At 72.4% G+C, this 25,433-nt stretch carries 25 protein-coding genes; 8 read left to right on the top strand and 17 right to left on the bottom strand.

Annotation, left to right across the window (positions count from 1 at the left end):
• The first annotated feature begins 96 nt into the window (after window positions 1-96).
• On the top strand, window positions 97-1,176 hold the full coding sequence (locus IE142_RS21370; protein ID WP_191887230.1) for a PucR family transcriptional regulator: 1,080 nt from the start codon (window positions 97-99) through the stop codon (window positions 1,174-1,176).
• A gap of 31 nt (window positions 1,177-1,207) precedes the next feature.
• Here IE142_RS21370 and IE142_RS21365 read toward each other — a convergent pair whose 3' ends face one another.
• Window positions 1,208-2,737 (bottom strand): flotillin family protein, encoded by a 1,530-nt coding sequence (locus IE142_RS21365; protein WP_191887229.1) that lies wholly within the window; start codon window positions 2,735-2,737, stop codon window positions 1,208-1,210.
• Between the two features lie 54 nt (window positions 2,738-2,791).
• Window positions 2,792-3,301, bottom strand: coding sequence for an NfeD C-terminal domain-containing protein (locus IE142_RS21360; protein WP_191887228.1), 510 nt, complete (start codon window positions 3,299-3,301; stop codon window positions 2,792-2,794).
• Between the two features lie 243 nt (window positions 3,302-3,544).
• On the opposite strand from IE142_RS21360, the gene IE142_RS21355 reads away from it, so the two are divergent.
• Window positions 3,545-5,443 (top strand): NAD-binding protein, encoded by a 1,899-nt coding sequence (locus tag IE142_RS21355; RefSeq protein ID WP_191887322.1) that lies wholly within the window; start codon window positions 3,545-3,547, stop codon window positions 5,441-5,443.
• Between the two features lie 105 nt (window positions 5,444-5,548).
• Here the strand turns inward: IE142_RS21355 and IE142_RS21350 are convergent, their stop codons facing one another.
• Entirely contained in the window at window positions 5,549-7,393 is a 1,845-nt protein-coding gene (locus tag IE142_RS21350) for a S9 family peptidase (RefSeq protein ID WP_191887227.1), read from the bottom strand.
• A gap of 143 nt (window positions 7,394-7,536) precedes the next feature.
• Between IE142_RS21350 and IE142_RS21345 the strand changes: the two genes are divergently transcribed.
• Window positions 7,537-8,400, top strand: a complete 864-nt coding sequence (locus tag IE142_RS21345; protein ID WP_191887226.1) for an SURF1 family protein — start codon at window positions 7,537-7,539, stop codon at window positions 8,398-8,400.
• A gap of 43 nt (window positions 8,401-8,443) precedes the next feature.
• On the opposite strand, the gene IE142_RS21340 is transcribed toward IE142_RS21345, so the two are convergent.
• The 6 genes from IE142_RS21340 to IE142_RS21315 form a co-directional block, all read right to left on the bottom strand.
• Window positions 8,444-9,637 carry a hypothetical protein gene (locus IE142_RS21340; RefSeq protein WP_229830751.1) on the bottom strand — a complete coding sequence of 398 codons (1,194 nt, stop codon included), beginning with the start codon at window positions 9,635-9,637 and terminating at the stop codon, window positions 8,444-8,446.
• Window positions 9,634-10,209, bottom strand: coding sequence for a SigE family RNA polymerase sigma factor (locus IE142_RS21335; RefSeq protein ID WP_043371709.1), 576 nt, complete (start codon window positions 10,207-10,209; stop codon window positions 9,634-9,636). Before IE142_RS21335 ends, IE142_RS21340 begins: the two co-directional genes overlap by 4 nt.
• Before the next feature lie 497 nt (window positions 10,210-10,706).
• The gene (locus IE142_RS21330; RefSeq protein WP_191887225.1) at window positions 10,707-11,783 is read right to left on the bottom strand and encodes an aspartate-semialdehyde dehydrogenase; all 1,077 of its coding nucleotides are present in this window, start codon (window positions 11,781-11,783) and stop codon (window positions 10,707-10,709) included.
• Complete coding sequence (locus IE142_RS21325; RefSeq protein ID WP_043371704.1) at window positions 11,783-13,060, bottom strand: aspartate kinase; 1,278 nt, start codon at window positions 13,058-13,060, stop codon at window positions 11,783-11,785. The genes IE142_RS21330 and IE142_RS21325 overlap by 1 nt, the downstream gene beginning before the upstream one ends.
• A 327-nt stretch (window positions 13,061-13,387) precedes the next feature.
• Window positions 13,388-13,579 (bottom strand): DUF397 domain-containing protein, encoded by a 192-nt coding sequence (locus IE142_RS21320; protein WP_191887224.1) that lies wholly within the window; start codon window positions 13,577-13,579, stop codon window positions 13,388-13,390.
• Entirely contained in the window at window positions 13,572-14,351 is a 780-nt protein-coding gene (locus IE142_RS21315; RefSeq protein WP_191887223.1) for a helix-turn-helix domain-containing protein, read from the bottom strand. Before IE142_RS21315 ends, IE142_RS21320 begins: the two co-directional genes overlap by 8 nt.
• 102 nt (window positions 14,352-14,453) lie before the next feature.
• Between IE142_RS21315 and IE142_RS21310 the strand changes: the two genes are divergently transcribed.
• Complete coding sequence (locus tag IE142_RS21310; RefSeq protein WP_370466396.1) at window positions 14,454-14,852, top strand: hypothetical protein; 399 nt, start codon at window positions 14,454-14,456, stop codon at window positions 14,850-14,852.
• 163 nt (window positions 14,853-15,015) lie between these two features.
• Here the strand turns inward: IE142_RS21310 and IE142_RS21305 are convergent, their stop codons facing one another.
• From IE142_RS21305 to IE142_RS21295, 3 genes are all read right to left on the bottom strand, one after another.
• Window positions 15,016-15,675, bottom strand: a complete 660-nt coding sequence (locus tag IE142_RS21305) for a DUF5063 domain-containing protein (RefSeq protein ID WP_100045320.1) — start codon at window positions 15,673-15,675, stop codon at window positions 15,016-15,018.
• Window positions 15,668-16,267, bottom strand: a complete 600-nt coding sequence (gene recR / locus IE142_RS21300; RefSeq protein ID WP_073726473.1) for a recombination mediator RecR — start codon at window positions 16,265-16,267, stop codon at window positions 15,668-15,670. Before recR ends, IE142_RS21305 begins: the two co-directional genes overlap by 8 nt.
• A 73-nt stretch (window positions 16,268-16,340) precedes the next feature.
• Window positions 16,341-16,682: a YbaB/EbfC family nucleoid-associated protein gene (locus IE142_RS21295; protein ID WP_071528699.1), complete on the bottom strand. Its 342-nt coding sequence runs from the start codon at window positions 16,680-16,682 to the stop codon at window positions 16,341-16,343.
• 292 nt (window positions 16,683-16,974) lie between these two features.
• On the opposite strand from IE142_RS21295, the gene IE142_RS21290 reads away from it, so the two are divergent.
• Window positions 16,975-17,733 (top strand): SLATT domain-containing protein, encoded by a 759-nt coding sequence (locus IE142_RS21290; protein ID WP_191887221.1) that lies wholly within the window; start codon window positions 16,975-16,977, stop codon window positions 17,731-17,733.
• A gap of 290 nt (window positions 17,734-18,023) precedes the next feature.
• On the opposite strand, the gene IE142_RS21285 is transcribed toward IE142_RS21290, so the two are convergent.
• The 3 genes from IE142_RS21285 to IE142_RS21275 all read right to left on the bottom strand — a co-directional run bounded on the left by IE142_RS21285 (window position 18,024) and on the right by IE142_RS21275 (window position 21,022).
• Complete coding sequence (locus tag IE142_RS21285; RefSeq protein ID WP_191887220.1) at window positions 18,024-19,859, bottom strand: serine/threonine-protein kinase; 1,836 nt, start codon at window positions 19,857-19,859, stop codon at window positions 18,024-18,026.
• Window positions 19,860-19,946: 87 nt separating this feature from the next.
• Window positions 19,947-20,414: a MarR family winged helix-turn-helix transcriptional regulator gene (locus IE142_RS21280; protein ID WP_191887219.1), complete on the bottom strand. Its 468-nt coding sequence runs from the start codon at window positions 20,412-20,414 to the stop codon at window positions 19,947-19,949.
• Complete coding sequence (locus IE142_RS21275) at window positions 20,411-21,022, bottom strand: DJ-1/PfpI family protein (RefSeq protein WP_191887218.1); 612 nt, start codon at window positions 21,020-21,022, stop codon at window positions 20,411-20,413. The genes IE142_RS21280 and IE142_RS21275 overlap by 4 nt, the downstream gene beginning before the upstream one ends.
• Window positions 21,023-21,219: 197 nt before the next feature.
• Between IE142_RS21275 and IE142_RS21270 the strand changes: the two genes are divergently transcribed.
• From IE142_RS21270 to IE142_RS21260, 3 genes are all read left to right on the top strand, one after another.
• A complete protein-coding gene (locus tag IE142_RS21270; protein WP_191887217.1) occupies window positions 21,220-22,575 on the top strand; it encodes an aspartate aminotransferase family protein in 1,356 nt (451 codons plus the stop codon).
• Between the two features lie 139 nt (window positions 22,576-22,714).
• The gene (locus tag IE142_RS21265; protein ID WP_191887216.1) at window positions 22,715-23,416 is read left to right on the top strand and encodes a GntR family transcriptional regulator; all 702 of its coding nucleotides are present in this window, start codon (window positions 22,715-22,717) and stop codon (window positions 23,414-23,416) included.
• A 118-nt stretch (window positions 23,417-23,534) separates the two neighbouring features.
• A complete protein-coding gene (locus IE142_RS21260; protein WP_043371671.1) occupies window positions 23,535-24,185 on the top strand; it encodes a putative DNA-mimic protein in 651 nt (216 codons plus the stop codon).
• Window positions 24,186-24,200: 15 nt separating this feature from the next.
• Here the strand turns inward: IE142_RS21260 and IE142_RS21255 are convergent, their stop codons facing one another.
• A complete protein-coding gene (locus tag IE142_RS21255; protein WP_043371669.1) occupies window positions 24,201-24,491 on the bottom strand; it encodes a hypothetical protein in 291 nt (96 codons plus the stop codon).
• Window positions 24,492-24,534: 43 nt separating this feature from the next.
• Complete coding sequence (locus IE142_RS21250) at window positions 24,535-25,425, bottom strand: sigma-70 family RNA polymerase sigma factor (RefSeq protein WP_191887320.1); 891 nt, start codon at window positions 25,423-25,425, stop codon at window positions 24,535-24,537.
• Window positions 25,426-25,433 lie beyond the last annotated feature (8 nt).

Raw genomic sequence — 25,433 nt, 5'->3', positions numbered from 1 at the left:
GCCCCCTCCCCGGCACGTTGCCGGTTCACGGCAGCCCTGACTACCCTCACGTTGCCGAGACCGCGCACCGGGCGTGACCGGCAGGGGAGGCGCAGGGTGACGGACCAGCAGGCGGAGGACCAGGAGACGTACCTGGACGGGTACGCCGGGATACTCACCGAGGCCGCCGGCACCGGGCGCCGGCTGACCCGCGACGAGCTGGAGGAACGCCGACAGCTCGGGGAACGGGCCGCGGAGGCCGGACACAGCCTGCGCAGCCTCGTACGGCTGCACCTGGACGCCACGCGCGCCTCCTGGCCCGGCGGTACCACCGCCTCCGGCACCGGTGTCGCCGACAGCGTCCTCGCCGCCGTCGCCCAGGCCGTCGACGCCTTCGCGGAGGGCTACGAGCGCTCCCAGCGTCTCGCCGTACGGCAGGAGGAGGCCGCCCGGCGGGAGTTCATCGACGACCTGCTCTACGGGCGCAGCGACCTGGGCCGGCTCGCCGAACGGGCCGAACGCTTCGGACTGGTCCTCTCCCGCGCCCACGCCGTCGCGGTGGCCGAGGGGCCCGAGGCGTACGACGACACCGCCCCGGTCACCCGGCTCGTGGAGACCGCGCTCATCTCCCGCTTCGGTGACCGCCGGATCCTGATCACCACCAAGAACGGGCAGCTCATCTGCATCGCGCCCGGCGACCAGGACGACGTCCTCACGTTCTTCGCCAAGCAGGCTTACGCCGCCACGGACGGCAGCCGGGTCGCCATCGGGCGCCCCCAGACCGGCGCGGGCGGCGTCGTGCACAGCTACGAGGAGGCGCTGAGCACCCTGGAGCTCGCCGAGCGGCTGGAACTCGCCGAGCCGGTGCTGCGCGCCGCCGACCTGCTCGTCTACCCGGTGCTCACCCGTGACCGGCAGGCCATGGCCGACCTCGTGGGGAGTGTGCTGGGTCCGCTGCGCGAGGCCCGGGGCGGGGCCGAACCGCTGCTGCGAACCCTGGAGGCGTACTTCGACGCCGGCTGCACCGCGGCCGAGGCGGCCCGGCGCCTCACGCTCAGCGTGCGGGCCCTCACCTACCGGCTGGACCGCATCCACCAGCTGACCGGGGCCAACCCGGCCGACCCGGTGCACCGCTACACCCTGCAGACCGCGGTGATCGGGGCGCGGCTGCTGGGCTGGCCCGCCCAGGAGATCTGAGCGGGCCGGGCCGAAGGACGCCGGTGCCGGGTCAGCCGGTGATCTCGACCTTGCCGTTGAGCTGTTCCGGACCGGCCTCCGGCTCCTGCGAGTCGCCCTTCGCCGTGATGTTCTTCAGCAGGGCCGCCAGGTCGACGCCCGTGGTGGAGCCCAGCAGTTCCATGCCCTGTGCCACGTTGTCGGCGACCGTGCGGGACAGGCGGCTCGCGCCGTCCGTCGAGATGACCGTCATCTTGTCCACGGCCGACAGCGGCTCGGACGCCTTGGCCACCACCTGCGGCAGCACCTCGACCAGCATCTGGAGCACGGCCGCGTCGCCGTACCGCTCGAAGGCGTCGGCCTTCTTGTGCATCGCCTCGGCCTCGGCCGTGCCCTTGGCGCCGATCGCGGCGGCCTCCGCCTCGCCCTCCAGCCGTACGGCCTCGGCGATCGCCGCACGCCTCGAACGCTCGGCCTCACCCTGCTTCAGGCCCTCGATGGCCTCGGCCTCCGCGAGCGCGCCACGCCGCTGCTTCTCGCCCTCACCGGTGAGCCGGGCCCGCTCGGCCTCGGCCTGGGCACCCGCGATCTCCGCCGCCCGTTCGGCCTCCGCCTGCTTGACCCGCGCCACGCGGCGGGCCTCCGCCTCCTGCTCGGCCTCGTACCGCTTGGCGTCGGCCGGCTTGCGCACCTCGGTGTCGAGCTGGCGGTCCTTCAGCGCCGCCTGCCGCTCGGCCACCTTCTCCTGCTCGGCGAGGATGTCCTGCTGGCGGGCCGCCTCGGCCAGCGGACCGGCGGCGTTGGCACGGGCCGCGGCCTGGTCGGTCTCGGCCTTGATCTCGGCCTGCTTCAGGTAGAGGGTCCGCTGCGCGACCGCGATCTCCTCCTCGGCCTTCAGCCGCGCCTGCTCTGCCGCCCGACGGGCCACGGCCTCGGCGATGTCCGCCTCCTGCTTGGCCCGCGCCGCCTCGGGACGGCCGAGGTCCTCCAGGTAGGAGCCCTCGGTGGTGATGTCCTGGATCTGGAAGGCGTCGAGGACCAGTCCCTGTCCGGACAGGCTCGCCTCCGCCTCCTCCGCGACCTGGCCCGCGAACACGGCCCGGTCCCGGATGACGTCCTCCACGGACATCCGGCCGACGATCGCGCGCAGCGCGCCGGACAGCACCTCCTGGGTGAAGCCGACGATGCCGTCCTGCTGCATCAGGAACCGCTGCGCCGCCGCGCGGATCGCATCCTCGGTGCCGCCGACCTTGACGATGGCGACGCCCTCGAGGTTGGCCTTCACACCGCGCAGCGTCACCGCGCCGCGCACGGCGACCGGGATGTGCCGCGAGGAGAGGTCGAGCGTGAACCGCTGCTGCACGAACGGCACGACGAACACACCGCCGCCGACCACGACCTTCTGACCGCTGTTGTCGGTGAAGACGCGGCCCGTCTCCGGATCGGTGGACTTCTTGCCGCGCCGCCCCGTGACGATGAACGCCTCGCTCGGACCGGCCACCTTGTAGCGGCTGACCACCACCAGCGCGAGCAGCACCAGGAGTACGACGACTCCCAGTACCGCGATGACGACAGGACTCATGGCAACGCCCCCGCAATCGCAGAGAGGAACAGACGAAAAGGACGGAAGGATCGCTCAGCGGTCCACCGGGCGGACCACGACCGACGTCCCGGTCGGCACCGCCTCGACCCACACCTCGGTGCCCCGCGCCACCGGCTCCGCGCTGCGCGCCGCGCACTTCAGCGGCTGGCCGCCGAGCCGGAGCAACACCTCGCCGAAGCCGTCCGCGGGGATGGCGGTGACGACCTTGCCGGACGTGCCGAGCAGGTCGTCGGCACTGGGTGTGACGGCGGTCTGGTCGCGCATCAGCGCACGGCTGAAGCGGTACGTCAGCCAGCCGGCCCCCACTCCGGCGACCGCGCCGGCCCCGGCGGCGCCCGCGGGCCCGGTCCAGCCGGCGCCGAGGGCGATGGCGCCGGCGAAGCCGGTCATCGCCGTGAACCCGGCGACGACCGGCAGCGACAGCCACCCCTCCAGGAAGCCGTCCGGCGCTCCCCCGAACGCGCCTTCCAGCACTCCGTCGAAGATCAGCGACAGGGCGAGCAGCACGACCCCCGTGATACCCAGTCCGAGAAACCAGGCCATCGTGCCGTCCCCCTCCCGCCCGTCGCTGAGCTTCGGTGACACGCATGTTCACACGCGGCGGGACACCCCGTCATTGCCGCGATCCGGCAGTCTTAACGCGTCTTTGATGCCGCCCTCCGGTTCCCCTCGATCTCCTCGGCGACTCCTGGAACCGCGGCTCACGCCGGTAATGTCCTCCAACAAATGGGGACTTCGACGAGGAGCGTTCCGAACCAGGCCGGGCAGGGCGCCGCGTACGCGCACATGGTGGTGTGCGGCGACGACGGACTGGCGCACCGGCTGGCCGCCGAACTGCGCGGGGTGTACCGCGAACAGGTCACCCTCGTCGTCCCGCCCTCCGGGCGCCGGGTGCGGCAGCCGGTGGTCGGGCGGGCCCGCGCGGCCTCGGCGGCGCTGCGGGACATGGTCAGCGCCGCCGTGAACCGCTCGGGCAACGGCGACCCGGAGGGCGGTGAGCCGAGCGGCACCGGACGCGAACTGCAGGCCGCCGAGCCGACCGACGAGGTGCTCGAGCAGGCCGGCGTGGACCGGGCGGCGGCCCTGGCCCTCGTCTACGACGACGACGAGACCAACATTCGCGCCGCGCTGGCCGCCCGCCGGCTCAACCCACGGCTGCGGCTGGTCCTGCGCCTGTACAACCGGCGACTCGGCCGGCACATCGAGGAACTGCTCGACCAGAGCGCCGCGCTCGCCACCGGCGACAGCCGGGACGCGGGGCTGGACGGCGCCGGGACGTCCACGACCGTGCTGTCCGACGCGGACACGGCCGCGCCCGCGCTGGCGGCGACCGCGCTGGTCGGCACCAGCAAGGTCGTCGAGACGGACGGGTTGCTGCTGCGCGCGGTGGAACGGCAGCCGCCGCGGCCCGGCGAGGTCGCCGACCCTGGGCTGTGCACGCTGGCGCTGCTGTCCGCGACGAGCAACGACCCGGCCGGAGCCGACGGTTCGGAGGGGAGCGGCGAGCAGGGGCCGCAACTGCTGCCCGACGCGGCGGCGGTGGAGGCGGCCACCGGACGCGGCACGGTCGCCCTGGAGCAGGTGTCGTACTCCGGTCCACCGCTGCCCGCGGTACGGGCGGGTGTGCCGCCGTTCGGCGAGCTGTTCTCGCGGCGGCTGCGGTGGTCGCTGGCGGGCCTGGGCACCTGCGTGGTCGCGCTCGCCGTGGCGCTCATGGTGGTCACCGGGGACCACCCGCTGCACGCGACGTACGTGACGCTCCTCGACCTGTTCGCCATCAACGAGCCCGCGCACAACGAGGACTCCGGCCGGCAGGTGCTGCAACTGCTCGCCGGTTTCGTCGGGTTGCTGCTGCTGCCGGTGCTGCTCGCCGCCGTGCTGGAGGCCCTGGGGACCTTCCGCAGCGCGACGGCGCTGCGGAAGCCGCCGCGCGGGCTCGGCGGGCACGTCGTCCTGCTCGGTCTCGGCAAGATCGGCACCCGCGTGCTGACCCGGCTGCGGGAGATGGACATCCCCGTGGTGTGCGTCGAGGCCGATCCCGAGGCGCGGGGCATGGCGACGGCGCGGCGGCTGCGGGTGCCGGTGGTGCTCGGCGACGTCACCCAGGAGGGCGTCCTGGAGGCCGCCAAGATTCACCGCGCGCATTCCCTGCTCGCGCTGACCAGCGTGGACACCACCAATCTGGAGGCCGTGCTCTACGCCCGTTCCGTGTGCTCCCGGCTGCGGGTGGTGCTGCGGCTGTACGACGACGACTTCGCGACCGCCGTGTACCGGACCCTGCGCGCCGCGCACCCGGGGGCGCTGACCCGCAGCCGCAGCGTGACGCACCTGTCCGCGCCGGCGTTCGCGGGGGCGATGATGGGCCGCCAGATCCTGGGGGCGATCCCCGTCGAACGGCGGGTGCTGCTGTTCGCTGCGGTACGGGTGGCGGGGCATCCCCAGCTGGAGGGGCGGACGGTCGGGGAGGCGTTCCGGGCGGGGGCCTGGCGGGTGCTGGCGCTGGAGGTCCCCGGCGACGTGTCCGACAACGTCTCCGACGGTGAGGCGGGGCAGGGGTCCAGGTTGGTGTGGGAGCTGCCCGACACGTATGTCCTGCGGGGCGAGGACCGGGTGGTGCTGGCGGCGACACGGCGCGGGTTGGCGGAGTTGCTGGGGCGGCGGGCGCGGCAGGGGACGGGGTTGTAGGGGCGTCGCCCCTACAACTCCGCTTGGGGGCCTGCGCCCCCTGGAGCCCGGCCTGTGCTCTCGGTCGGCCAAGAGGTGCCCCCGGGCCGACCGCCCGCCGGGCAGCTAGCCCTGCGGCAAGTGCCTCGCCGCGAAGTCCAGTTCCAGCCGGACCTGCTTGATGCGCTCGTCCACCACCAACGACCCGTGCCCCGCGTCGTAGCGGTAGACCTCGTGGACCGCGCCCCTCGCCTCCAGTCGCTCGACGTAGTTCTCGACCTGGCGGATCGGGCAGCGCGGGTCGTTGACGCCGGCCGAGATGTACACCGGGGCCTTGACCTGGTCGACGTAGGTCAGCGGGGAGGATGCCTCGAAGCGGTCGGGGACCTCTTCGGGGGTGCCGCCGAGGAGGGTGCGGTCGAGGGCCTTCAGGCCCTCCATCTCGTCGTGGTACGCGGTGACGTAGTCGGCGACCGGGACCGCGGCGATGCCCAGCGTCCAGGACTCGGGCTGGGTGCCGATGCCGAGGAGCGTGAGGTAGCCGCCCCAGGAGCCGCCGGTGAGGATCAGGCGCTCGGGGTCGGCGAGGCCGGAGGTGACCGCCCACTCGCGCACCGCCGCGATGTCCTCCAGCTCGATGAGACCGACCCGGTGCTTGAGCGCGTCGGTCCAGGCGCGGCCGTAGCCGGTGGAGCCGCGGTAGTTGACCCGGACCACCGCGTAGCCGTGGTCGACCCAGGCGGCCGGGCCCGCGGCGAAGGAGTCGCTGTCGTGCCAGGTGGGACCGCCGTGGATGTCGAACACCGTCGGGAGCGGGCCACTGGTGCCGGCCGGCTTCTGGACCAGGGCGTGGATGCGGCCGCCGGGGCCCTCCACCCACACGTCCTCCACCGGGACCGAGCGCGGCGACTTCATGCCGGGCGGGTCCAGGACGACCCGGCCGCTGGTGGAGCGGACGGCCGACGGCTCGGCGGCCGAGGACCACAGGTACTCCACGCTGCCGTCGGGGCGGGCCGTCGCCCCGGAGACGGTGCCGGCGGGGGTCTCGATCTCCACCAGCTCGCGCTCGGCGAAGTCGTACCGGAACAGCTCGCTGCGGGCCTCGAAGCCGTGCACGATCAGCAGGCCGCTGCCGTCCGGGTACCACTCGGCGCTGACGTCACCGGGCAGCTCCAGGGCGAGGTCGGTCTGCTCGCCGGTCGCCACGTCCCACACCAGCGGCTCCCAGCGGCCCCGGCGCTGGTGGCCGATGAGCAGGCGGGTGTCGCCGTCGACCGGCGCGAAACCGAGGACCTCCAGGCCGAGCTCCTCCTCACCGCCCCGCGTGTCGTCCAGCTCGGCGACGGTGCTGCCGTCGGGCCGCATCACGCGCAGCGCCGAGTGCATCGCGTCACCGTGCTCGGTGTGCTCGATCGCGATCAGTGTGCCGTCGTGGGAGAGGTCGCCGACGCCCGCGGACTCGCGGTGGCGGTAGATCTCCACCAGGGCGCCGTCCCCGCGCGCGAGGTGGATCGTCGTGCCGTCCTCGTCGGTGGAGCGGCCGATCACCGCCGTGCGCCCGTCCCGGGCGAGGGCGAGGCCCGCCGGGTAGGAGGGGTCCAGGCCGGGCACCGCGAGCTCGTTCTCGCCGCCCGCGAAGGGCTGACGGCGCCAGACGCCGAACTCGTCGCCGTCCTTGTCGTCGAACCACCAGATCCAGTCGCCGTCGGGCGAGAGCATACCGTCCGTCGTGCCGTTGGGCCGGTCGGTGACCTGACGCTGCTCGCCGGTGGACCGGTCCCAGGCGTACAGCTCGTACGTCCCCGTCGCGTTCGACACGAACAGGGAGCGGTCCGGCGCGTCCTCCGCCCAGTCGGGCAGCGACACCCTCGGCGCCCGGAACCGCTTCTCCCAGTCGGGCATCTGCTCGCCCTGCGTCTGCCGCTCGTCCACGCCCACGTCCGACGGAACGGACCCGTTGCTCTCAGTCATGGCCCCATACTGCCCCGACCCGGCGACAACGCGCAGACCAGATCCCCAGCCTGTGGACAACCTCGGCCGCCCCGCCGCACTCCCCCTGGTTCTCCACAGCCCCGCGGCAGGGTCGACCGGGCGCGCCCCGTACCGTGGAGGGCGTGTACCGGTTTCTGCTGACGCCCCGCTGGTGGGGGATCAACGTCTTCGTCGTCCTGGCCATCCCCTTCTGCATCTTCATGGGTTCCTGGCAGTTGGGCCGGTTCGAGGACCGGGTCCAGGACCACGAGACCGTCACGACCCGACAGGATCCGTCGCGCCGGGAGGCGGCCCGCCCGCTGGCCGAGATGCTGCCCGTGGACAAGGCGACGGTCGGCAAGCAGACGACCGTGAGCGGCCGCTACGCCGACCAGTTGCTGGTCCCGGAGCGGAAGCTGGACGACCGGGAGGGCTTCTACGTCCTCACGCTGCTGCGCACCGACGACGGCGAGGCGCTGCCGGTCGTGCGCGGCTGGCTGCCCGGCGATCCCGACACGGCGGAGGTTCCGGCCCCGCCCACCGGCCACGTCACCGTCACCGGAGCGCTCCAGGCGGCCGAATCGGTCGGCAGCAACGGCGTCAGCGGCCGCTCCGGGTGGCCGGACGGGCAGACCGGCGCCATCAGCGCCGCGACGCTGCTGAACCTGGTGCCGTACGACGTGTACGACGCGTGGGTCACGCTCAACGTGGGCGACTCCGGGATGCGGGCCGTGCCCGTGAGCGCGCCGCAGGGCACCGGGCTGGACCTGAAGGCGTTCCAGAACCTCGGGTACACCGCCGAGTGGTTCGCCTTCGTGGGCTTCGTGATCTTCATGTGGTTCCGGCTGCTGCGCCGCGAGGTCGAACTCGCCAGGGACGCGGAGCTGGGGCTGGACCCGGATGACGGGACCGAAAGCGGGGACGCCGCGGACGAGAGCCGGTCTTCCACGAGGCCGGACGCGGCCGAGGACGAGCCGAAGCCCCAGGCCAGTCCGTCCGGCGCCTGACGCCCGAAGGCCGCCGAAGGCCACCGGCGGGTGCCGACGGGTGCTACGACGCGGCCAGCACGCCCGTCCAGTACACGGTTCCCGCGCACGCGTCGGCCACCGTCGCCGTCGCCGAGCCCGAGCCGCCGTCCGGGGTGTACGTCACCGCCACGCTCCCGTCGGCCGGGCCGTCCCCGGTGACCAGCTGGGTCGTGGTGCCCGAGTCGGCACCGTCGCCACCACCCGTGGAGGTGCCGCCCGCGGCGGTGGTGTCGGCGGTGGGCGAGGGTTCGGGCGAGGGTCCGCCCGTGCCGCCGCCCGTGGTGTCGCCGGGGGTGGGACAGGTCTCCGAGGGCACCCAGGCGAACTGCACCTCGTACGCCGAGGCCGGCGCCAGGGTCAGTGAGGTGGTCTCCAGGGACGGGTCGGGCAGTCCTGCCGCCGCGTCCCCGGCCGCGTGCCGTGCGGTGCCGATCTTGCCGGCGTCCGCCGCGCCCTGCGGGGTGGCCGTCAGAGTGCCGGCGCCGACGACGGTGCAGCCCTGGGAGGAGACATTGGTGACGCGGAAGGAGCCGTAGACCACGCCCGTGGAGTCGGGGCCCGCGCTGCTCGCGAGGGCCGGGCCGAGCTGCTTCGCCGTGCACACGGGGATGTCGGCGGCGGCGCTCGCGGAGGGGTCGGTGCCGGGGGCCGCGCCCGTCGCGGCGCCGCTCTCCTTGTCCTCGGGCTGCTCCTTCGGGTCGCCCTTCTCCTTGCCCTCGGCCGTCCCCGCGGTGCCGGCGACGCCGCTCTGGCCGCCGGCCGGGTCCTTGCCCTGGGAGGCACCGCCCTGGGCCTGTGAGGCGTGACCGGCGACGGAGGGGTCGGCCCCCGGGCCGGTGGACTTGGAGACGTGGACGAGGGCCGGGACCGCCATGCCGATGAAGAGGGCGGCGGCCGCCATGCCGACGGCGGCCTGGCGCTTGCGGGCCCTGCGGGCGGGCACGGCGCGGCGCAGGTGCTCCAGGGTGCCGTCGCTCGGCTGCACGTCCTGGACCGCCTGGCGCAGCATCCTGCGCAGGACCAGCTCGTCGGGGTCGAGCCCGTCGGGTTCCCGAGGAGGGCCGTCCGCCCGGGAGGCCGCCCCCTGTTCCTGATGTTCGGGGCTTCCGGCGTCGGGGCCCTGGTCGGCGGGGCCGTGATTCACAGTTCCGTTCCCAGCGTGCGTGTGCTTGTGCTCGTCGCGGGCGTCGCGCCGCGCATCGTGGCCGTCGCTCATGCCGGTGCCTCCATGGCGACCCTGAGCGCCGCGATGCCGCGCGAGCCGTAGGCCTTGACCGAGCCGAGGGATATGCCGAGCGTCTCGGCGACCTGGGCCTCGGTCATGTCGGCGAAGTAGCGCAGGACCAGGACCTCGCGCTGGCGGCGCTGCAGCCCCTTCATCGCCTTGATCAGGGAGTCGCGCTCCAGCTGGTCGTAGGCACCCTCCTCCGCGCTCGCCATGTCCGGCATCGGCTTGGAGAGCAGCTTGAGGCCGAGGATGCGGCGGCGCAGCGCCGAACGCGACAGGTTGACGACGGTCTGACGCAGGTACGCCAGGGTCTTCTCCGGGTCGCGGACGCGTTTGCGCGCCGAGTGGACGCGGATGAACGCCTCCTGGACGACGTCCTCGCAGGAGGCGGTGTCATCGAGGAGAAGGGCGGCGAGGCCGAGCAGCGACCGGTAGTGCGTCCGGTAGGTCTCGGTGAGGTGATCGACGGTGGTACCGGCCGCCGCGGCTTCCTCCGCGCCGTCGCGCTGGTTCGATATGCGGGCCGGCCGCGCTGCGGGCATGGGCGCGATCACCGGCATGCCACCGGCCGGACCGGCCACACGGGGACGGACGGGCCGGACGGGTGGCCGCACGGCGGGGCCACGCGTTGCCGCGGGGAAATCGAGTACCTCTGCCACGCCAGTTGGACACGCCCACCCCCGTGAGGGTTGTACGTGCCGGGCGTCACGTTCCCGCGCCCGCCGGGCGGCAGCCCGGCCGACGGTGCGTCATAGGCCCTCATCGTCCCGCTCTTCCCCTATGTCCCATGTGAACGAGCGTCCCCACGCCCGCCCTCGGCGCCCCCGCGCCGCCTCACGCGCCCCCACGCCTGAATGGGTGATCGCAAAGACGCCCCCCGCCCTTCGCACGGTTGCGGAGGACGGGGATGAAATCCTCCGATGCCACAGGTGCCGGGTACAAGTAGTCCGGACCGACTTCCGGATCACATCTCGTCCATGGATCCTACAAACGAACCCCACGGCTGCCGTGGCCCATCGCCCCACCTGCCTCTGTCCGTCCGGCCGGTGATCCGCGCTCAGTCGAACTCGGCCGCGACCAGTTCCGCGATCTGAGCGGTGTTCAGCGCGGCTCCCTTGCGCAGATTGTCCCCACAGACGAAGAGTTCGAGCGCCGTCGGGTCGTCCAGGGCCCGTCGCACCCGGCCGACCCAGGTCGGGTCGGTGCCGACGACGTCGGCGGGGGTGGGGAACTCGCCCGCGGCCGGGTTGTCGAAGAGGACGACGCCGGGTGCGGTGGCCAGGATCTCCCGGGCCTTGTCGACCGTCACCTCGCTTTCGAAACGGGCGTGCACGGTCAGCGAGTGCGTGGTGATGACGGGTACCCGCACGCAGGTCACCGCCACCGGGAGGTTCGGCAGCCCCAGGATCTTGCGGGACTCGTCCCGTACCTTCATCTCCTCCGAGGACCAGCCGTCCTCGCGCGGCGACCCGGCCCACGGTACGACGTTCAGCGCGACCGGCTCCGGGAACGGCCCGGTGTCGTCGCCGACGGCCCGCCGCACGTCACCGGGGTGCGTACCCAGCTCGGTCCCGGCGACCAGGGACAGCTGGCGGCGCAGCGTCTCCACGCCGTCCCGCCCGGCCCCGCTCACCGCCTGGTACGACGAGACGACCAGCTCCCGCAGCCCGAACTCGGCGTGCAGCGCGCCCAGCGCCACGATCATGGACAGCGTCGTGCAGTTGGGGTTGGCCACGATCCCACGCGGCCGCATCCGCACCGCGTGCGGATTGACCTCGGGCACGACGAGCGGCACGTCCGGGTCCATCCGGAACGCGCCGGAGTTGTCGACCACCACCACGCCCTTGGCGGCGGCGATCGGCGCCCACTGCGCGGAGACCTCGTCGGGCACGTCGAACATGGCGACGTCGACCCCGTCGAAGGCCGCTTCGCCGAGCGCGACGACCTCGACCTCCTCGCCGCGCACGGCCAGCTTGCGGCCGGCCGAGCGCGGCGAGGCGATCAGACGGATGTCGCCCCAGACGTCCGCGTGCTGGGACAGGATCTGGAGCATGACCGCACCGACGGCGCCGGTCGCTCCGACGACGGCCAGGGTCGGCCGCCCGGTGCGCCCGGCACCCGCGATGTCGACCATCAGCGCCCGGTGCCTCCGTAGACCACGGCCTCGTCGCTGTCGGAGTCCAGCCCGAAGGCCGTGTGCACGGCGCGGACGGCCTCGTTCACGTCGTCCTTGCGGGTGACGACCGAGATACGGATCTCGGAGGTCGAGATGAGTTCGATGTTCACCCCGGCCTCGGACAGCGCGGTGAAGAAGTCGGCCGTCACGCCCGGGTTGCTCTTCATGCCCGCGCCGACCAGGGAGATCTTGCCGATCTGGTCGTCGTAGCGCAGCGAGTCGAAGCCGATGCCCGCCCGGTTCTTCTCCAGCGCGTCGATGGCCTTGCGGCCCTCGGTCTTCGGCAGGGTGAAGGAGATGTCCGTCAGGCCGGTGGAGGCGGCGGACACGTTCTGCACGACCATGTCGATGTTGACCTGGGCGTCGGCGATCGCCCGGAAGATCGCGGCGGCCTCGCCCGGCTTGTCCGGGACACCGACGACGGTGACCTTGGCCTCGGAGGTGTCGTGCGCGACACCGGAGATCATGGCCTGCTCCACGTGCTTTTCCCCTTGCTTGATCGGCTCGCTGCTCACCCACGTGCCCTGCAGTCCGCTGAAGCTGGACCGCACGTGGATCGGGATGTTGTACCGGCGGGCGTACTCCACGCAACGGTGGAGCAGCACCTTGGAACCGGAGGCCGCGAGCTCCAGCATGTCCTCGAAGGAGATCCAGTCGATCTTCTTCGCCTTCTTCACCACGCGCGGGTCGGCGGTGAACACGCCGTCGACGTCGGTGTAGATCTCACAGACGTCCGCGTCGAGCGCGGCGGCGAGGGCGACGGCCGTGGTGTCGGAGCCGCCGCGGCCCAGCGTGGTGATGTCCTTGCTGTCCTGGCTGACGCCCTGGAAGCCGGCCACGATGGCGACGTTGCCCTCGTCCACCGAGGTGCGGATGCGACCCGGCGTGACGTCGATGATCCGGGCCTTGTTGTGGACCGAGTCGGTGATGACTCCGGCCTGGCTGCCGGTGAACGACTGGGCCTCATGACCCAGGTTTTTGATCGCCATGGCCAGCAGCGCCATGGAGATACGCTCCCCGGCGGTCAGCAGCATGTCGAGTTCGCGCCCGGCAGGGATCGGGGAAACCTGCTCGGCGAGATCGATCAGCTCGTCCGTCGTGTCGCCCATCGCGGAAACTACGGCGACCACCTGGTTGCCGTTCTTCTTCGCTTCCACGATCCGCTTGGCGACGCGCTTGATGCCCTCGGCATCGGCTACGGAGGAGCCTCCGTACTTCTGCACGACAAGGCCCACGTGCGCTCCTCGCTCAATCCGTATCTTTCCGCACGTACGTACATGTACTGCGGTCGGCTCATTCTATCGAGCGTCCGAAATTCCCCCCTGCGGTATCGCATGGTGAGACCTCCGGGCCCGTCCAGGCAGGCTCATGCCCAGGAGGGCGCGGGTCACTCGGAAAAGTGCCCTGTGTCACACGTTCACGAGGGAGAGGCGCCCCGGCGCCTCCCGCACGCTCACGGTCGTTCCGTCGAAGGTCCTGTTCTCGTGGCAGAGGAAGTGGCGATCGTTCTTCCCGGCCACCTCGGCGGGAGGCCGTGCGCGATCCGGTCACGGTCGCGAACGTTAGAGCGGTTTCACGCGCTCAACTGCGGCGATGAACGCCGACCAGGCGGGGGCGGAGACGTGGAGTTCGGGGCCGATCGGTGCGGTCTTGGAATCGCGGATGTGGATGGTGGGGGCGAGGGCGACCTCGACACAGGCGGCTCCTTCATCGTCGCTGTAGCTGGACTTGAACCACGTCATCTGGTCAGTCATGGTGATCCGCCATCTCTTCGATGAACCGGGCCGACTCAGCAGGGCTGAGGGCGTGCGCACGCAGCATGCTAAGTCGCTCGGTCACGACCCGGACCGTCTCCGGGTCGGCCGACAGCACACTGACGAACTGGCTCTCCGTATAGGCGAACCGCTCATGGTCGCGGGTCTCCAGCAAGATCATGGGGCCCATGCCCGCGCTGAAAGGGGCTCGCTCGAAGGGCAGTACCTGCAACTCGACATTCCGAAGCCGAGACACCTCCAGCAAACGGTGCAGTTGTGCGCCATCAACGTATGGGGCGCGCAGCGCCGCCTCGTAGACGGTGAAGGCGAAAGCCACCGGCGGCTTGCGTTCCGTGAGCATCGCCTGCCGCTCCGCTCTGCCCGTGATCCGCTCTTCCACCGTCTCCTCGTCGACGGGCGGAATACGACTTTCGATGAGGGACCGCATGTACCCCGGCGTCTGCAAGAGGCCAGGAATCAGCCCGGACTCGTACGACCAGGAGCTGATCGCCTCCCTCTCCCGCTCCATGAACTCCTGAGCCCGAGCCGGGAACCTCTCTCTGCTCAGATAGTCCTTCGCCGCGCTCAGCAACCCCTCCGCCCCGCACAGCTCATCCGCCACGTCCAGCACGCGCGGTGTCGGCATGCGTACGCCCTGCTCCATCGACTTGATGGTGTCCGGCGAGTAGCTCGCGGCCTGCGCCAGCTGCTCCCTGCTTACGTTGGCCTTGATACGCCAGCGCTTCATCTGGTTGCCGCTGAAACGCCACATGGCAGGCGATTGAGACACAGCACGCACCTCCGACCGATACACCCCGGCGTGTATCACCTCAGTCACTACCGAGCGTAGCCAGTTTGGTGCCAGCGTGTGACCATGACGGAAACAATGCACCGCCCCTCCTGGGTTCCGCTCGCCGGACATCAACTGCGCGTCGCGGGCGTGCACTTCGACGCCGTACGGATCGACGGCATCCGTGGGGAGCTGGTCGCCGACTGGCTCGTCGAGGCGTCGGGCGACGACGCGGGGCCGATCGTGTGCGAGGCGGGCGGCGGACGGTGGGTGTACTTCCTGCTGGCGCCCGGCGAGGTCGCGGCGTACGAATGGCCGCTCGGCGTACAACGGCACGGCGGCGGGACCCGGACGGTCACCTACGTCGGCGTCCCGGCGCTGGAGGGCAACACCTGGCCGCTGCGCTGGTACAGCGTGCCCACGGCGACCGCGCCGTACGTGTGCGCGGCGCTACTCCGCGCGGCGCTGACGACGGACGGTTGAGCCGCCGCTGCGCCCTCCCTCCCCAGGCCCACCCAGAAAGCGAGGACACTCCACACCCCACTGTCCTCAAGCCGCTCATTCGAGCACCCCGATGACATTCCGGGCCGTTCTGCTCACGCTTTTCAGCGCGACACCCACCCCCAGCCCACGCGACCGGACCGCGTCACCGCACCGGCCGCAGCCCCAGCGGGCCCGCGATCTCCTGCACCATGACCTTGCCGGCCTCCGTCTCCAGGGTCTCGTCGCCGAGGTCCTGGTCGGTGTCCAGGCCGTCCAGCTCCTCCAGGGGCTGGTTCAGGCGTACGTGGGCGACGACCGACTGGAGGGCGCGCAAGGTCGCGGAGGCGGTGGAGCCCCAGTTGGAGAAGTAGGAGAACTGCCACCACCACAGGGCCTCCGTGGTGCGGCCCGCCTTGTAGTGGACCATGCCGTGGCGGAGGTCGGTGATGACGTCGGTGAGGTCGTCGGAGATACGGGCCGGGACCGGGGCCTTGCGCGGCTCGTACGGGTCGAAGACCTCGGAGTAGACGTCGATCGGGTCGAGGATGCGGGCGAGGTTCTCGCGGAGCTCGTCCACGTCCAGCTCGGGGCCCGGGTCGGGCTCGTAGCGCTCGTCGGGGACGATGTCCTCGTGGGCGCCCAGGCGGCCGCCGGCCAGCATCAGCTGGGAGACCTCCAGGAGGAGGAAGGGGACGGCGGAGTCCGGCTCGTCGCCCTTGGCGACCTCGGTGACGGCGACCAGGAAGCTCTCGATCTGGTCGGCGATCTGTACCGCGAAGTCGTCCGGGTTCTGGTTGGTCGCGTGCAGCGTGGCGTCAGACATCTAGGAGTCGTCTCCCCTCGAAGGCGCGGCCGAGGGTCACCTCGTCCGCGTATTCCAGGTCGCCGCCCACCGGGAGGCCGCTGGCCAGGCGGGTGACCTTGAGGCCCATGGGCTTGATCATGCGGGCGAGATAGGTGGCCGTGGCCTCGCCCTCCAGATTCGGGTCCGTGGCCAGGATCAGTTCCGTGACCGTACCGTCGGCCAACCGCGCGAGGAGTTCTCGTATGCGCAGGTCGTCGGGACCGACCCCGTCGATCGGACTGATCGCGCCACCGAGCACGTGGTAGCGCCCGCGGAACTCTCGGGTGCGCTCGATGGCGACGACGTCCTTCGGCTCCTCCACGACGCAGATGACGGCGGGATCACGCCGGGTGTCGCGGCAGATGTTGCACTGCTCCTCCTGCGCGACGTTTCCGCAGGTCGCGCAGAAGCGGACCTTGGCCTTCACTTCCATGAGGGCCTGGGCGAGCCGCCGTACGTCGGTCGGCTCCGCCTGGAGGACGTGGAAGGCGATCCGCTGCGCGCTCTTGGGACCGACGCCGGGCAGCCGCCCGAGTTCGTCGATGAGGTCCTGGACCACGCCTTCGTACAACGGACTGCCGTCCTTCCTGGGGTTCCTGCACTACGTACGGTAGAGGGCTTCGGCCGCTCTGAGAATGGCGAACTCAGAAAGGCAGGCCGGGGATGCCGCCGCCGCCCAGGCCCTGGGCGAGCGGGCCGAGCTTCTGCTGCTGGAGGTTCTGCGCGTTCTCGTTGGCCGCATGGACGGCCGCCACGATCAGGTCGGCGAGGGTCTCGGTGTCCTCCGGGTCCACCGCCTTCGGGTCGATCACGAGGCCGCGCAGCTCGCCGGAGCCGGTGACGGTGGCCTTCACCAGGCCGCCGCCGGACTGGCCGTCGACCTCCGTCTGTGCCAGTTCCTCCTGGGCCTTCGCCAGGTCCTGCTGCATCTTCTGGGCCTGCTGGAGCAGCTGCTGCATGTTGGGCTGGCCACCACCGGGGATCACGTTCAGCTCCTGTCGCCGCTGTCGCCGCGGGGTCGCCGCGGGATTTGCCGTTCGGCACGAGCCTACGTGGTCCGGGCGGCCCTCGCTCCAGCACTCTTTCGGGTGACACCGCGGGAGCCCTATACCTGATCAACGCCCTCTTCCGAGCGGAAAAGCTGCGGAACCCGGGGCCGGGCCACCCATTGGGCGGTAGGAAGGTTCCGGCGTACGGGGTCCGCGGGTCTCCAGTCTTCAGTCTTCAGGTTCTTCTGTCTTCAGGTCCTCACGGACGGTGAGCAGTAGGGAGTGCCGGGTGGGTCAGCCGGAGATGCAGCCCGAGAGGCCGCCGCACGACGGGCGGGGCGGTGAGGGGGCGGCCGGGCTCCGGCCGGGCGACCTGACCGGGCGGGCGTTTCCGCTCGGGGACTGGACACTGCCCGCGGAGCGGCTGGACGAGCTGTACCGGTGGGTGGAGCGGGGTGCGCTGGACACGGCGGCCTGGTATCTCGCGGACCGCGTGTGGAAGCGGCGGGGCGCCGTGGCGCTGCGGGGCGGGGCCGCGGCGGGGGCGCTCGCCGGGGCGGCGCTGCCGCTGCTGGACATGTCCGGGATGGTGGGCGGGGCCGCGCCCTGGGGCTATCTGGCGCTGCTGCTGGCGGTCGCGTGCGTGGCCGGGGACCGGTACTTCGGGGTGACGTCCGGGTGGATGCGGGACGTGGCCACTGCGCAGGCGGTGCAGCGGCGGCTCCAGGTGCTCCAGTTCGACTGGGCGTCGGAGAGCGTGCGGGAGGTGCTGGGTCCGGCGGACGGGACGGCGAGCGAGGCGGCCGAGCGGTGTCTGACGGTGCTGCGGAGGTTCTCCGAGGACGTCACGGAGCTGGTGCGGGCGGAGACGGCGGACTGGATGGTGGACTTCCGCAGCGGGGTCGCTCCGCTGGGATTGCAGTGGGGAGCGGTCGGTGGGGGCACCGGGCGTTCCGAGGCCGGGGGCGGAGGCGCCGGGCGATTCTCCGTGGCACCGAACGGGGCTCGGCCGAACATGCCGAGACAACGACCGCCCGAGCCGCGGTGACCGTGCGGGCCGCGGTGCGTGTGTGAGCCGCGGTGGCGTTCCCGACACCCGGCGCGGGTGCAGGGGAGGTGCCTCGGCATGCTCGCCGACACCGCGGACACCGGGCGCCCGGCGCGGGTGGGGGACGAGGTGGGTGACGCGGCCCGGGCGCCGGCAGGGGGCCGGCCCGCCCGCCGTCCCACACTCACATTCTCGGCTTCGCTCGAGCGGGGCCCCCCATCGCTCCCAGCGGCACGGCTGCCCGCGGCTGCGGCTGCCGCTGCCGCTGCACGGTGGTGAGCCGCGGGGGCTCACTCCCGGGTGTAGGTCAGGCTCTCCCCGCTGTCGTTGTTCACCCGCCGCAGGCTGCCGTTGGGCAGCAGGGTGACCGTGGTGGGCTCGCCCGGGGCGCAGGAGGCGGCGGGACCCACCGTCACCGTCGAGGGGCCGATGCTCAGGGGGCCGTCGGAGTCCGGGGCGGCTGACAGGTCGGCCTCGAAGACGCAGTGGTAGCTGCCGCTGCCCGCCGGGCCGTCCGCGACGAGGGAGAGGACCGTGTCGCCCACCTCGCCCTGCTGGATGGTCAGCCGCCGGGTGTGAGCGCCGGAGGCGTTGTCGATGGTCGTGCTCCACGTGCCCAGGTACGCCGTGGGGATGGTGCCGTCCCGGGGCGTCGGGGTGGTGGGCCGGTCGGCCTCCGTCGTCGGGGCCGAGCCGTCCGGCGTCGGGTCCTGCCCCTGCCCCTGGGACACGGCCGTCGCGGTGCTCGTGGGGTCGCCGCCGGCCCGGTTGTCGCCGTCGTCCTGGCCGCTCATCAGCGCGTAGACCGAGCCTCCGGCGCCGAGCGCCACCACCAGGGCGACCACGACCAGGAGCGCGGTGGAGCGGCCTCTTCCGACCGGCTCGTGGGGCGGGCCGTACGGCGGTGGCCCGTAGGGCGGAGTCCCGTGCGGCGGCGGCCCGTAGGGCGGGGTCGAGCCGGGACCGCCGTACGGGTGCCCCACCGGCTGCGGTGCGCCGTAGGGCGGGGCGTGACCGTGGGAGGCGGGCGGGGGTGCCGGAGGGCTCTGGCCCGCGACGAGTGTGGGCAGGTGGTTCAGCGGGGCGCCGCCGCCACTGCCCGGTTCGCGCGGGGGCGGTCGACCGGACGGATCCCCGTCGGGGGGCGAGGGCCGGTACCGGTTCGGCTCCGAGACGTCCGGCGGCGCAGCCGCCGCTGCCGGTGACTCCGGGTTCTCCGCGTCCAGCAGCCGCACCGCGTGCCGGCCGAGCTGGGCGACCAGCGCGCTGGGCAGCCACGGGTCGCGGGAGCGGCCGTCGGTGACCGTGTCCTCGGCACCCGTGCGGGCCAGTACCTCGGCGAGGGTGGGGCGGGCGGCGGGGTCCTTCTTCAGGCAGTCCCGTACGAGGTCGGCGATGCCCTCGGGCACCCGGTCGAGGTCGGGCTCCTCCTGCGCGATGCGGAACATCAGCGCGTGCACGCCGCTGTTGGCGGCGCCGAAGGGCAGCTCGCCGGTGGCGGCGTAGGCGATGACGGAACCGAGGCAGAAGACGTCGCAGGCGGGCGTGATGCGGTCACCGCGCACCTGCTCGGGCGCCATGAAGCCGGGCGAGCCGACGAGCGCGCCGGTGCGGGTGAGCCCGCCGCCGGTCACCGTCTGCAGGGCCCGGGCGATGCCGAAGTCGATGACCCGGGGGCCGTCGATGGTGACCAGCACGTTGGACGGCTTGAGGTCGCGGTGGATGATCCCGGCGGCGTGGATGTCCTGGAGGGCGTGGGCGAGCCCGGCCGCCAGGGTCCGTACCGAGCGCTCGGGCAGGGCACCGTGGTCGTGCCCGACGACCTGCTGGAGGCTGGGCCCCGCGACGTACCCGGTGGCGACCCAGGGCACGGCGGCCTCGGTGTCGGCGTCCAGCACGGGCGCCGTCCAGTGGCCGCCGACCCGCCGCGCGGACTCGACCTCCTTGCGGAAGCGCTCCCGGAACTCCTCCTGCGCGGCCAGTTCCTCGCGCACCAGTTTCACGGCGACCGTGCGGCCCCGGTCGGAGCGGGCCAGATAGACGTGGCCCATGCCGCCCGCGCCGAGTCTTCCCAGCAGCCGGTAGTCCCCGATGTGACGCGGGTCCCCGCTCCCGAGCTTCTGCATGTCGCGCCGCCTTCCCCCGCACGTGGACCCACGTGAGCAACAGATCGAGGATAGTGCGGGGCGGCCGTACGAGGAGCCGGTCTACTTCTACGGTTCCGTAACGGGCGGGACGTCGAGCGCGCCCAGCACCTCCGAGAGGCGCTCCAGGGCGGCCACCGCCTCGGCCAGCTCCGCGTCCGACCCGTACGCCCGCGCCAACCGGTCGGCGAGGGCCGCGTGTCCGGGGTCGATGCGGGAGACGGCGACGCGGCCCGCGTCCGTCGGCGCGAGGAGCTTGGCGCGGCGGTGAGCCGGGTTCGGCCGGTACGCGGCGAGGCCGCGTTCCACCAGCAGGTCGGCGATGCGCTGCACGCTCTGCCGGGTGATGCCCATCGCGCGCGCGACGCCGGAGACGGGCAGCGGCTCGGGCAGGACCGCGCCGAGCACCTGCCACCAGGCGGCGGTGAGCCCGGCGGGGCGGGCCAGTTCCTCGGCGACAGCGAGGAACCGGCCGTTGAGCCGGAAGACGCCGAGCGCGGCGCGGCTGAGCAGGTCCTGCCGCTCCCGGCCGCTCACGCGGCGCCCGCCTTCTCCAGTACGGCGTAAGCCCGCGGGTCGGAGTCGTGGAACAGCCGGTACCAGGCGTCCAGCACCTCGCCCTCGTACGCCCCGAGCAGGCCGAGGATCTCGCGGGCGAAGGCGACCGGCTCGGTGGGGCCGGCGGTGATCAGGCCGCGGTCGGTGACCGCGTCGGCGTCCACGTACCGCTCGCCGCCCGCATAGCCGGTGGCCGCCAGGTAGAAGGGGACTGCGCTGGTGTGCGCGCGGTCGTCGAGCAGGCCCTCGCGCGCCAGTCCGGCGGTGGCGCCGCAGATGGCGGCGACGGGGACGCCGGCGTCCAGGAAGGCGCGGGCGGCGCGGGCGAAGGGGGTGAGGTCGTCACCCGCGTCCCAGAGGTCGGCGCCAGGGAGGATCAGGAGCGAGCTGTCCGCGGGGCGCAGGTCCGCGAGGGCGAGGTCGGGCTGGACGCGCAGGCCGCCGACGCTGGTGACGGAAGCGGTGGTCGGGGCGACGGTGCGGACCGGGAACCCGGCGCGGGCGAGGTGGGCCGTCGCGTGGCCGGTCTCCCAGTCGGCCAGGGTGTCGTACACGGCGACGTGGACGGGCTTGCGGGTGCCGTTCATGTCTCCTCCTCGGAGCGGTGCACGGGGCGAAGCACCTTTGACAGGAGGCTGTCATTCGGACAGCAGACTGTCAATATCCCTTCCCGGCCGCCCGCCCCGCCGCCACGGCTCTCGTCGACAACCTGTCGCGGAAAGCCTCCGTCCACAGACAGGACGCCGATTCCGTTTCCGCATCGCGGACACCTACCCTCGGCCGCATGACCCCTCAGCCCGATCCTCAGGCCGGCGCCGCCGTGAAGGCGGCGGACCGCGCGCACGTCTTCCACTCCTGGTCCGCGCAGGAGCTCATCGACCCGCTCGCCGTCGCCGGCGCCGAGGGGTCGTACTTCTGGGACTACGAAGGCAAGCGCTACCTCGACCTCGCCAGCGGTCTCGTCTACACCAACATCGGCTACCAGCACCCCAAGGTCGTCGCCGCGATCCAGGAGCAGGCGGCGAGGCTGACGACGTTCGCGCCCGCGTTCGCCGTCGAGGCGCGCTCGGAGGCGGCGCGGCTGATCGCCGAGCGGACGCCCGGCGACCTGGACAAGATCTTCTTCACCAACGGCGGCGCGGACGCCGTCGAGCACGCCGTGCGGATGGCACGGTTGCACACCGGCCGGCCGAAGGTGCTGTCGGCGTACCGCTCGTACCACGGCGGCACCCAGCAGGCGATCAACATCACCGGTGACCCGCGCCGCTGGGCCTCGGACGGCGGCACGGCCGGTGTCGTGCACTTCTGGGCGCCCTTCCTGTACCGCTCGCGCTTCTACGCCGAGACCGAGGAGCAGGAGTGCGCGCGGGCGCTGGAGCACCTGGAGACGACGATCGCCTTCGAGGGCCCGGGGACCGTCGCCGCCGTCATCCTGGAGACGATCCCGGGCACAGCGGGGATCATGATGCCGCCGGCCGGTTATCTGGCCGGGGTGCGCGAGATCTGCGACAAGTACGGGCTCGTGTTCGTCCTGGACGAGGTCATGGCCGGGTTCGGACGGACCGGCACGTGGTTCGCCGCCGACCTGTACGACGTCGTGCCCGATCTGATGACCTTCGCCAAGGGCGTGAACTCGGGATACGTCCCGCTGGGCGGCGTCGCGATCTCCGGCGAGATCGCCGCGACCTTCGCCGAGCGCCCCTACCCGGGCGGCCTGACGTACTCCGGGCACCCGCTGGCCTGCGCCGCCGCCGTCGCCACGATCGGCGTGATGGAGGAGGAGGGCATCGTCGGGCACGCCGCGCGGCTCGGCGCCGAGGTCGTCGAGCCGGCGCTGCGAGAACTGGCCGAGCGGCACCCGAGCGTCGGCGACGTGCGCGGGACCGGCATGTTCTGGGCGCTGGAACTGGTGAGGAACCGCGAGACCCGGGAGCCGCTGGTCCCCTACAACGCGACCGGGCAGGCCGCCACGCCGATGAACGCCTTCGCCGCCTCCGCCAAGGCGCACGGCGTGTGGCCGTTCGTGAACATGAACCGAACCCATGTCGTGCCGCCGTGCAACATCTCCGAGGCCGAACTCAAGGAGGGCCTCGCAGCCCTGGACACGGCACTGTCCGTGGCGGACGAGTACACCGAGTAAGGGACCTGCCCGCATACGGGCAGCGAAGCGACCCGAGCGCGTAAGGTGGCGTGCTCGTACACCGTAGACGTGTGTGCGAGCACGCCACGGACGTGTGTACGAGTTCGCCCCCCGTACGCGACGAGGAGACCGCCCGACCATGCCCGGCCCCAGCCACACCGGTGCCGTCACGCGCAGCACCCTGCGGCAGCAGATCGCCGACGCGCTCCGCGACGAGGTCCTGGCCGGGCGGCTCCAGCCGGGGCAGGAGTTCACGGTCAAGGAGATCGCCGAGCAGTACGGGGTGTCCGCGACGCCCGTGCGCGAGGCGCTGGTGGACCTGTCCGCGCAAGGGCTGCTCGAGGCCGACCACCACCGCGGGTTCCGCGTGCACGAGTACTCGGTCGACGACTTCCGCGGCATGGTCGAGGCCCGCAGTCTCGTCATCGGCGGCATGTTCCTCGCCCTCGAAGGCGCCCGGCGGGGCGGACCGGCCCCGGACGCCCCGCGGGTCGCCGCCGCGCTCGCCGGGGTACGCCGACGCGGCGAGGAGGCCCAGCGCGCCGCCGCGGCCGGGGACCTGACCGTCCTCATCGGCTACGACCTGCGCTACTGGCGCGAGCTGGCCGTGCTCTTCGGCAACCCCTACCTCGCCGACTTCCTGCACCGGCTGCGCGTGCAGAGCTGGGTGTGCACGGTGCAGCACCTGCGCCGGCTCAGCGACCTGCGCGGCGCCCTGTGGGCCGGGCACACCGAACTGGTCGACGCCCTCGCCCGCCACGACGCCCCGGCCGCCCGTGCGCTGATCGACGCGTACAACGCCCACTCGCTCGCACTGATCGAGCGGCTCGCCCGGCGATGACCAACGCCTGAGGTGTCGTGGCCGGGCCCCAGATGGGTATGGGATCTGCACGCACCGCGCACCGACTACGCTTCCGAACCGTCCCGTCCGCCCACCGTGCTGTGTGAGGAGCCCTCTTTTGGCCTGTGACCTGTGGCTGGTACCGCTCGTCGACGTCTTGTGCCACACCCCGGACAACCCGTTCGCCGAGGAACTCGCGCAATACGACAAGGTGCTCGCCGAGGCCGGGCTGCCGCCGGTGCCGGTGTACCAGTACATGCCGGGACTGTCCGGTGAGGTCGCTCCGGTGGCCGGATTCGACTACGACGCCCTGCACTTCCTGCGCCGGGCGTACCTGCTCCAGGTCTGCGGGCTCCCCGTGACGCCGGTGGACGAACTCGGCGGTGACTACGAGCAGTTGCTGGAAATGTTCGAGGCGACGGCCCAGCAGTCGCACCTGGTCTGGCACTACGACCACGCGGGCGCCTACGTGCCCGTGGACTTCCCTCACCCGCTCTCCAGCGACGAACTGCTGGCGGGGAACGGCCCCTTGGGCTCCTCGCACACCCTGCTGCGGGAACTGGAGGCCGTCGCGCCGGTCCTCGGCATCGACCCCGCCAATCCCCCGGCACCCCCGGCGCCGCCGCTCGGCCCGACGGAGCTGGAGGAACCGGCCGTTCCCGCGCCGTACGACGCGAGCCCCTTCGCCCGTGAGCGTCACGTGTGGCTGGGCCTGCACGCGGCCGCCACGCGGAGCCTGGCGCAGGGATCGATGATCGTGTTCAGCTGATCCACCGACGGGCGGTCAGCGCAGCTGGGACAGCCCCTTCGCCAGGTCGTCGCCGTTCATGATCGGACAGACGTCGACCTCGGCGTTCAGCTCCATGAAGAACGGTTCGCCGATCGGCGGCATCTGCGAGCTGTCCTGCATGTCGAAGACCATCAGGGCGGTCCGCCGTCCGCCGATGGTCCCGAAGTAAGCGGCCTCCGGCTTGATGTGGTCGACGGTCTCCTTGATCAGGTCCGCCATCCTGCCGCTGCGGATCACCTCGTTCGACTTCTCGGTGTCCAGCGTCGCCTTGAGCAGCACACGCATCGCACTCACCTTCTTCTGCCGGCGCGACGTGTACAGCTTCAGCCTATGCACCTATGCCCGAGATGCACAGTTCGCCCAGTCGGTCCGGCTCCGCGATCACGTCGATGCCGGTGATGAGACCGTCGTCCGCGAAGGTGAAGCGGAGCACCACGCGCAGCCTGCCGTTCTCGGCCATGGCAAGGCCGACCCGGCCGTCCACCGCGACCACGCCGGTGAGCCGTGCCCGCGCCATCGAGGCCATCGCTCCCCTGGCGACCTGCTCGACGCCGGTGACGGCGATGGGCTCGGGCGTCGGGACGACCGCCGCGTCGGCACGCAGGACCACGTCCGGGTGGAGCAGGGAGACCAGCGCGTCGAAGTCGCCGCCGCGGGTGGCCGCCAGGTAGGCGTCGACCGCACGGCGCCGGCGGGGCAGGTCGGCGTCGGGCGCGGGGACGCCCCGGACCCGGCGGCGGGCGCGGCTGGCCAGCTGGCGGGTGGCGGCGGGGGTCTTGTCAAGCATCGCGGCGATGTCGCCGAAGGGCACGTCGAACATGTCGTGCAGGACGAAGGCGAGCCGTTCCGCGGGGCCCAGGCTGTCCAGGACGATCAGCAGCGCGAACCCGACCTCGTCGGCGAGCTGTGCCTCCTCCGCGGGATCGGCGGGCGGGGAGCCGACGCCGGTCACGGAGTGTGCGGTGGCTGCCGGTCCCCGGCCCGTCCCGTCGTCCAGGGGCTCCTCGCGGCGGGTGTCGCGAGTGCGCAGCATGTTGAGGCAGACCCGGGCGACGACGGTGGTGAGCCAGCCGGAGAGGTTCTCCACCTCGGAGGTGTCCGCGCGGTCGGCGCGCAGCCAGGCCTCCTGGAGCGCGTCGTCGGCCTCGCCGAGGGAGCCGAGGATGCGGTACGCGACGGCGCGCAGCCGGGGACGGTCCTGCTCGAAGCGCTGCGCCATCGCGTCGG

This window comes from Streptomyces mutabilis, assembly GCF_014649815.1.
GTDB lineage: Bacteria > Actinomycetota > Actinomycetes > Streptomycetales > Streptomycetaceae > Streptomyces > Streptomyces mutabilis.
Note: the sequence above shows the minus strand (reverse complement) of the source record. Positions and strands in the feature narration are given on the sequence as shown.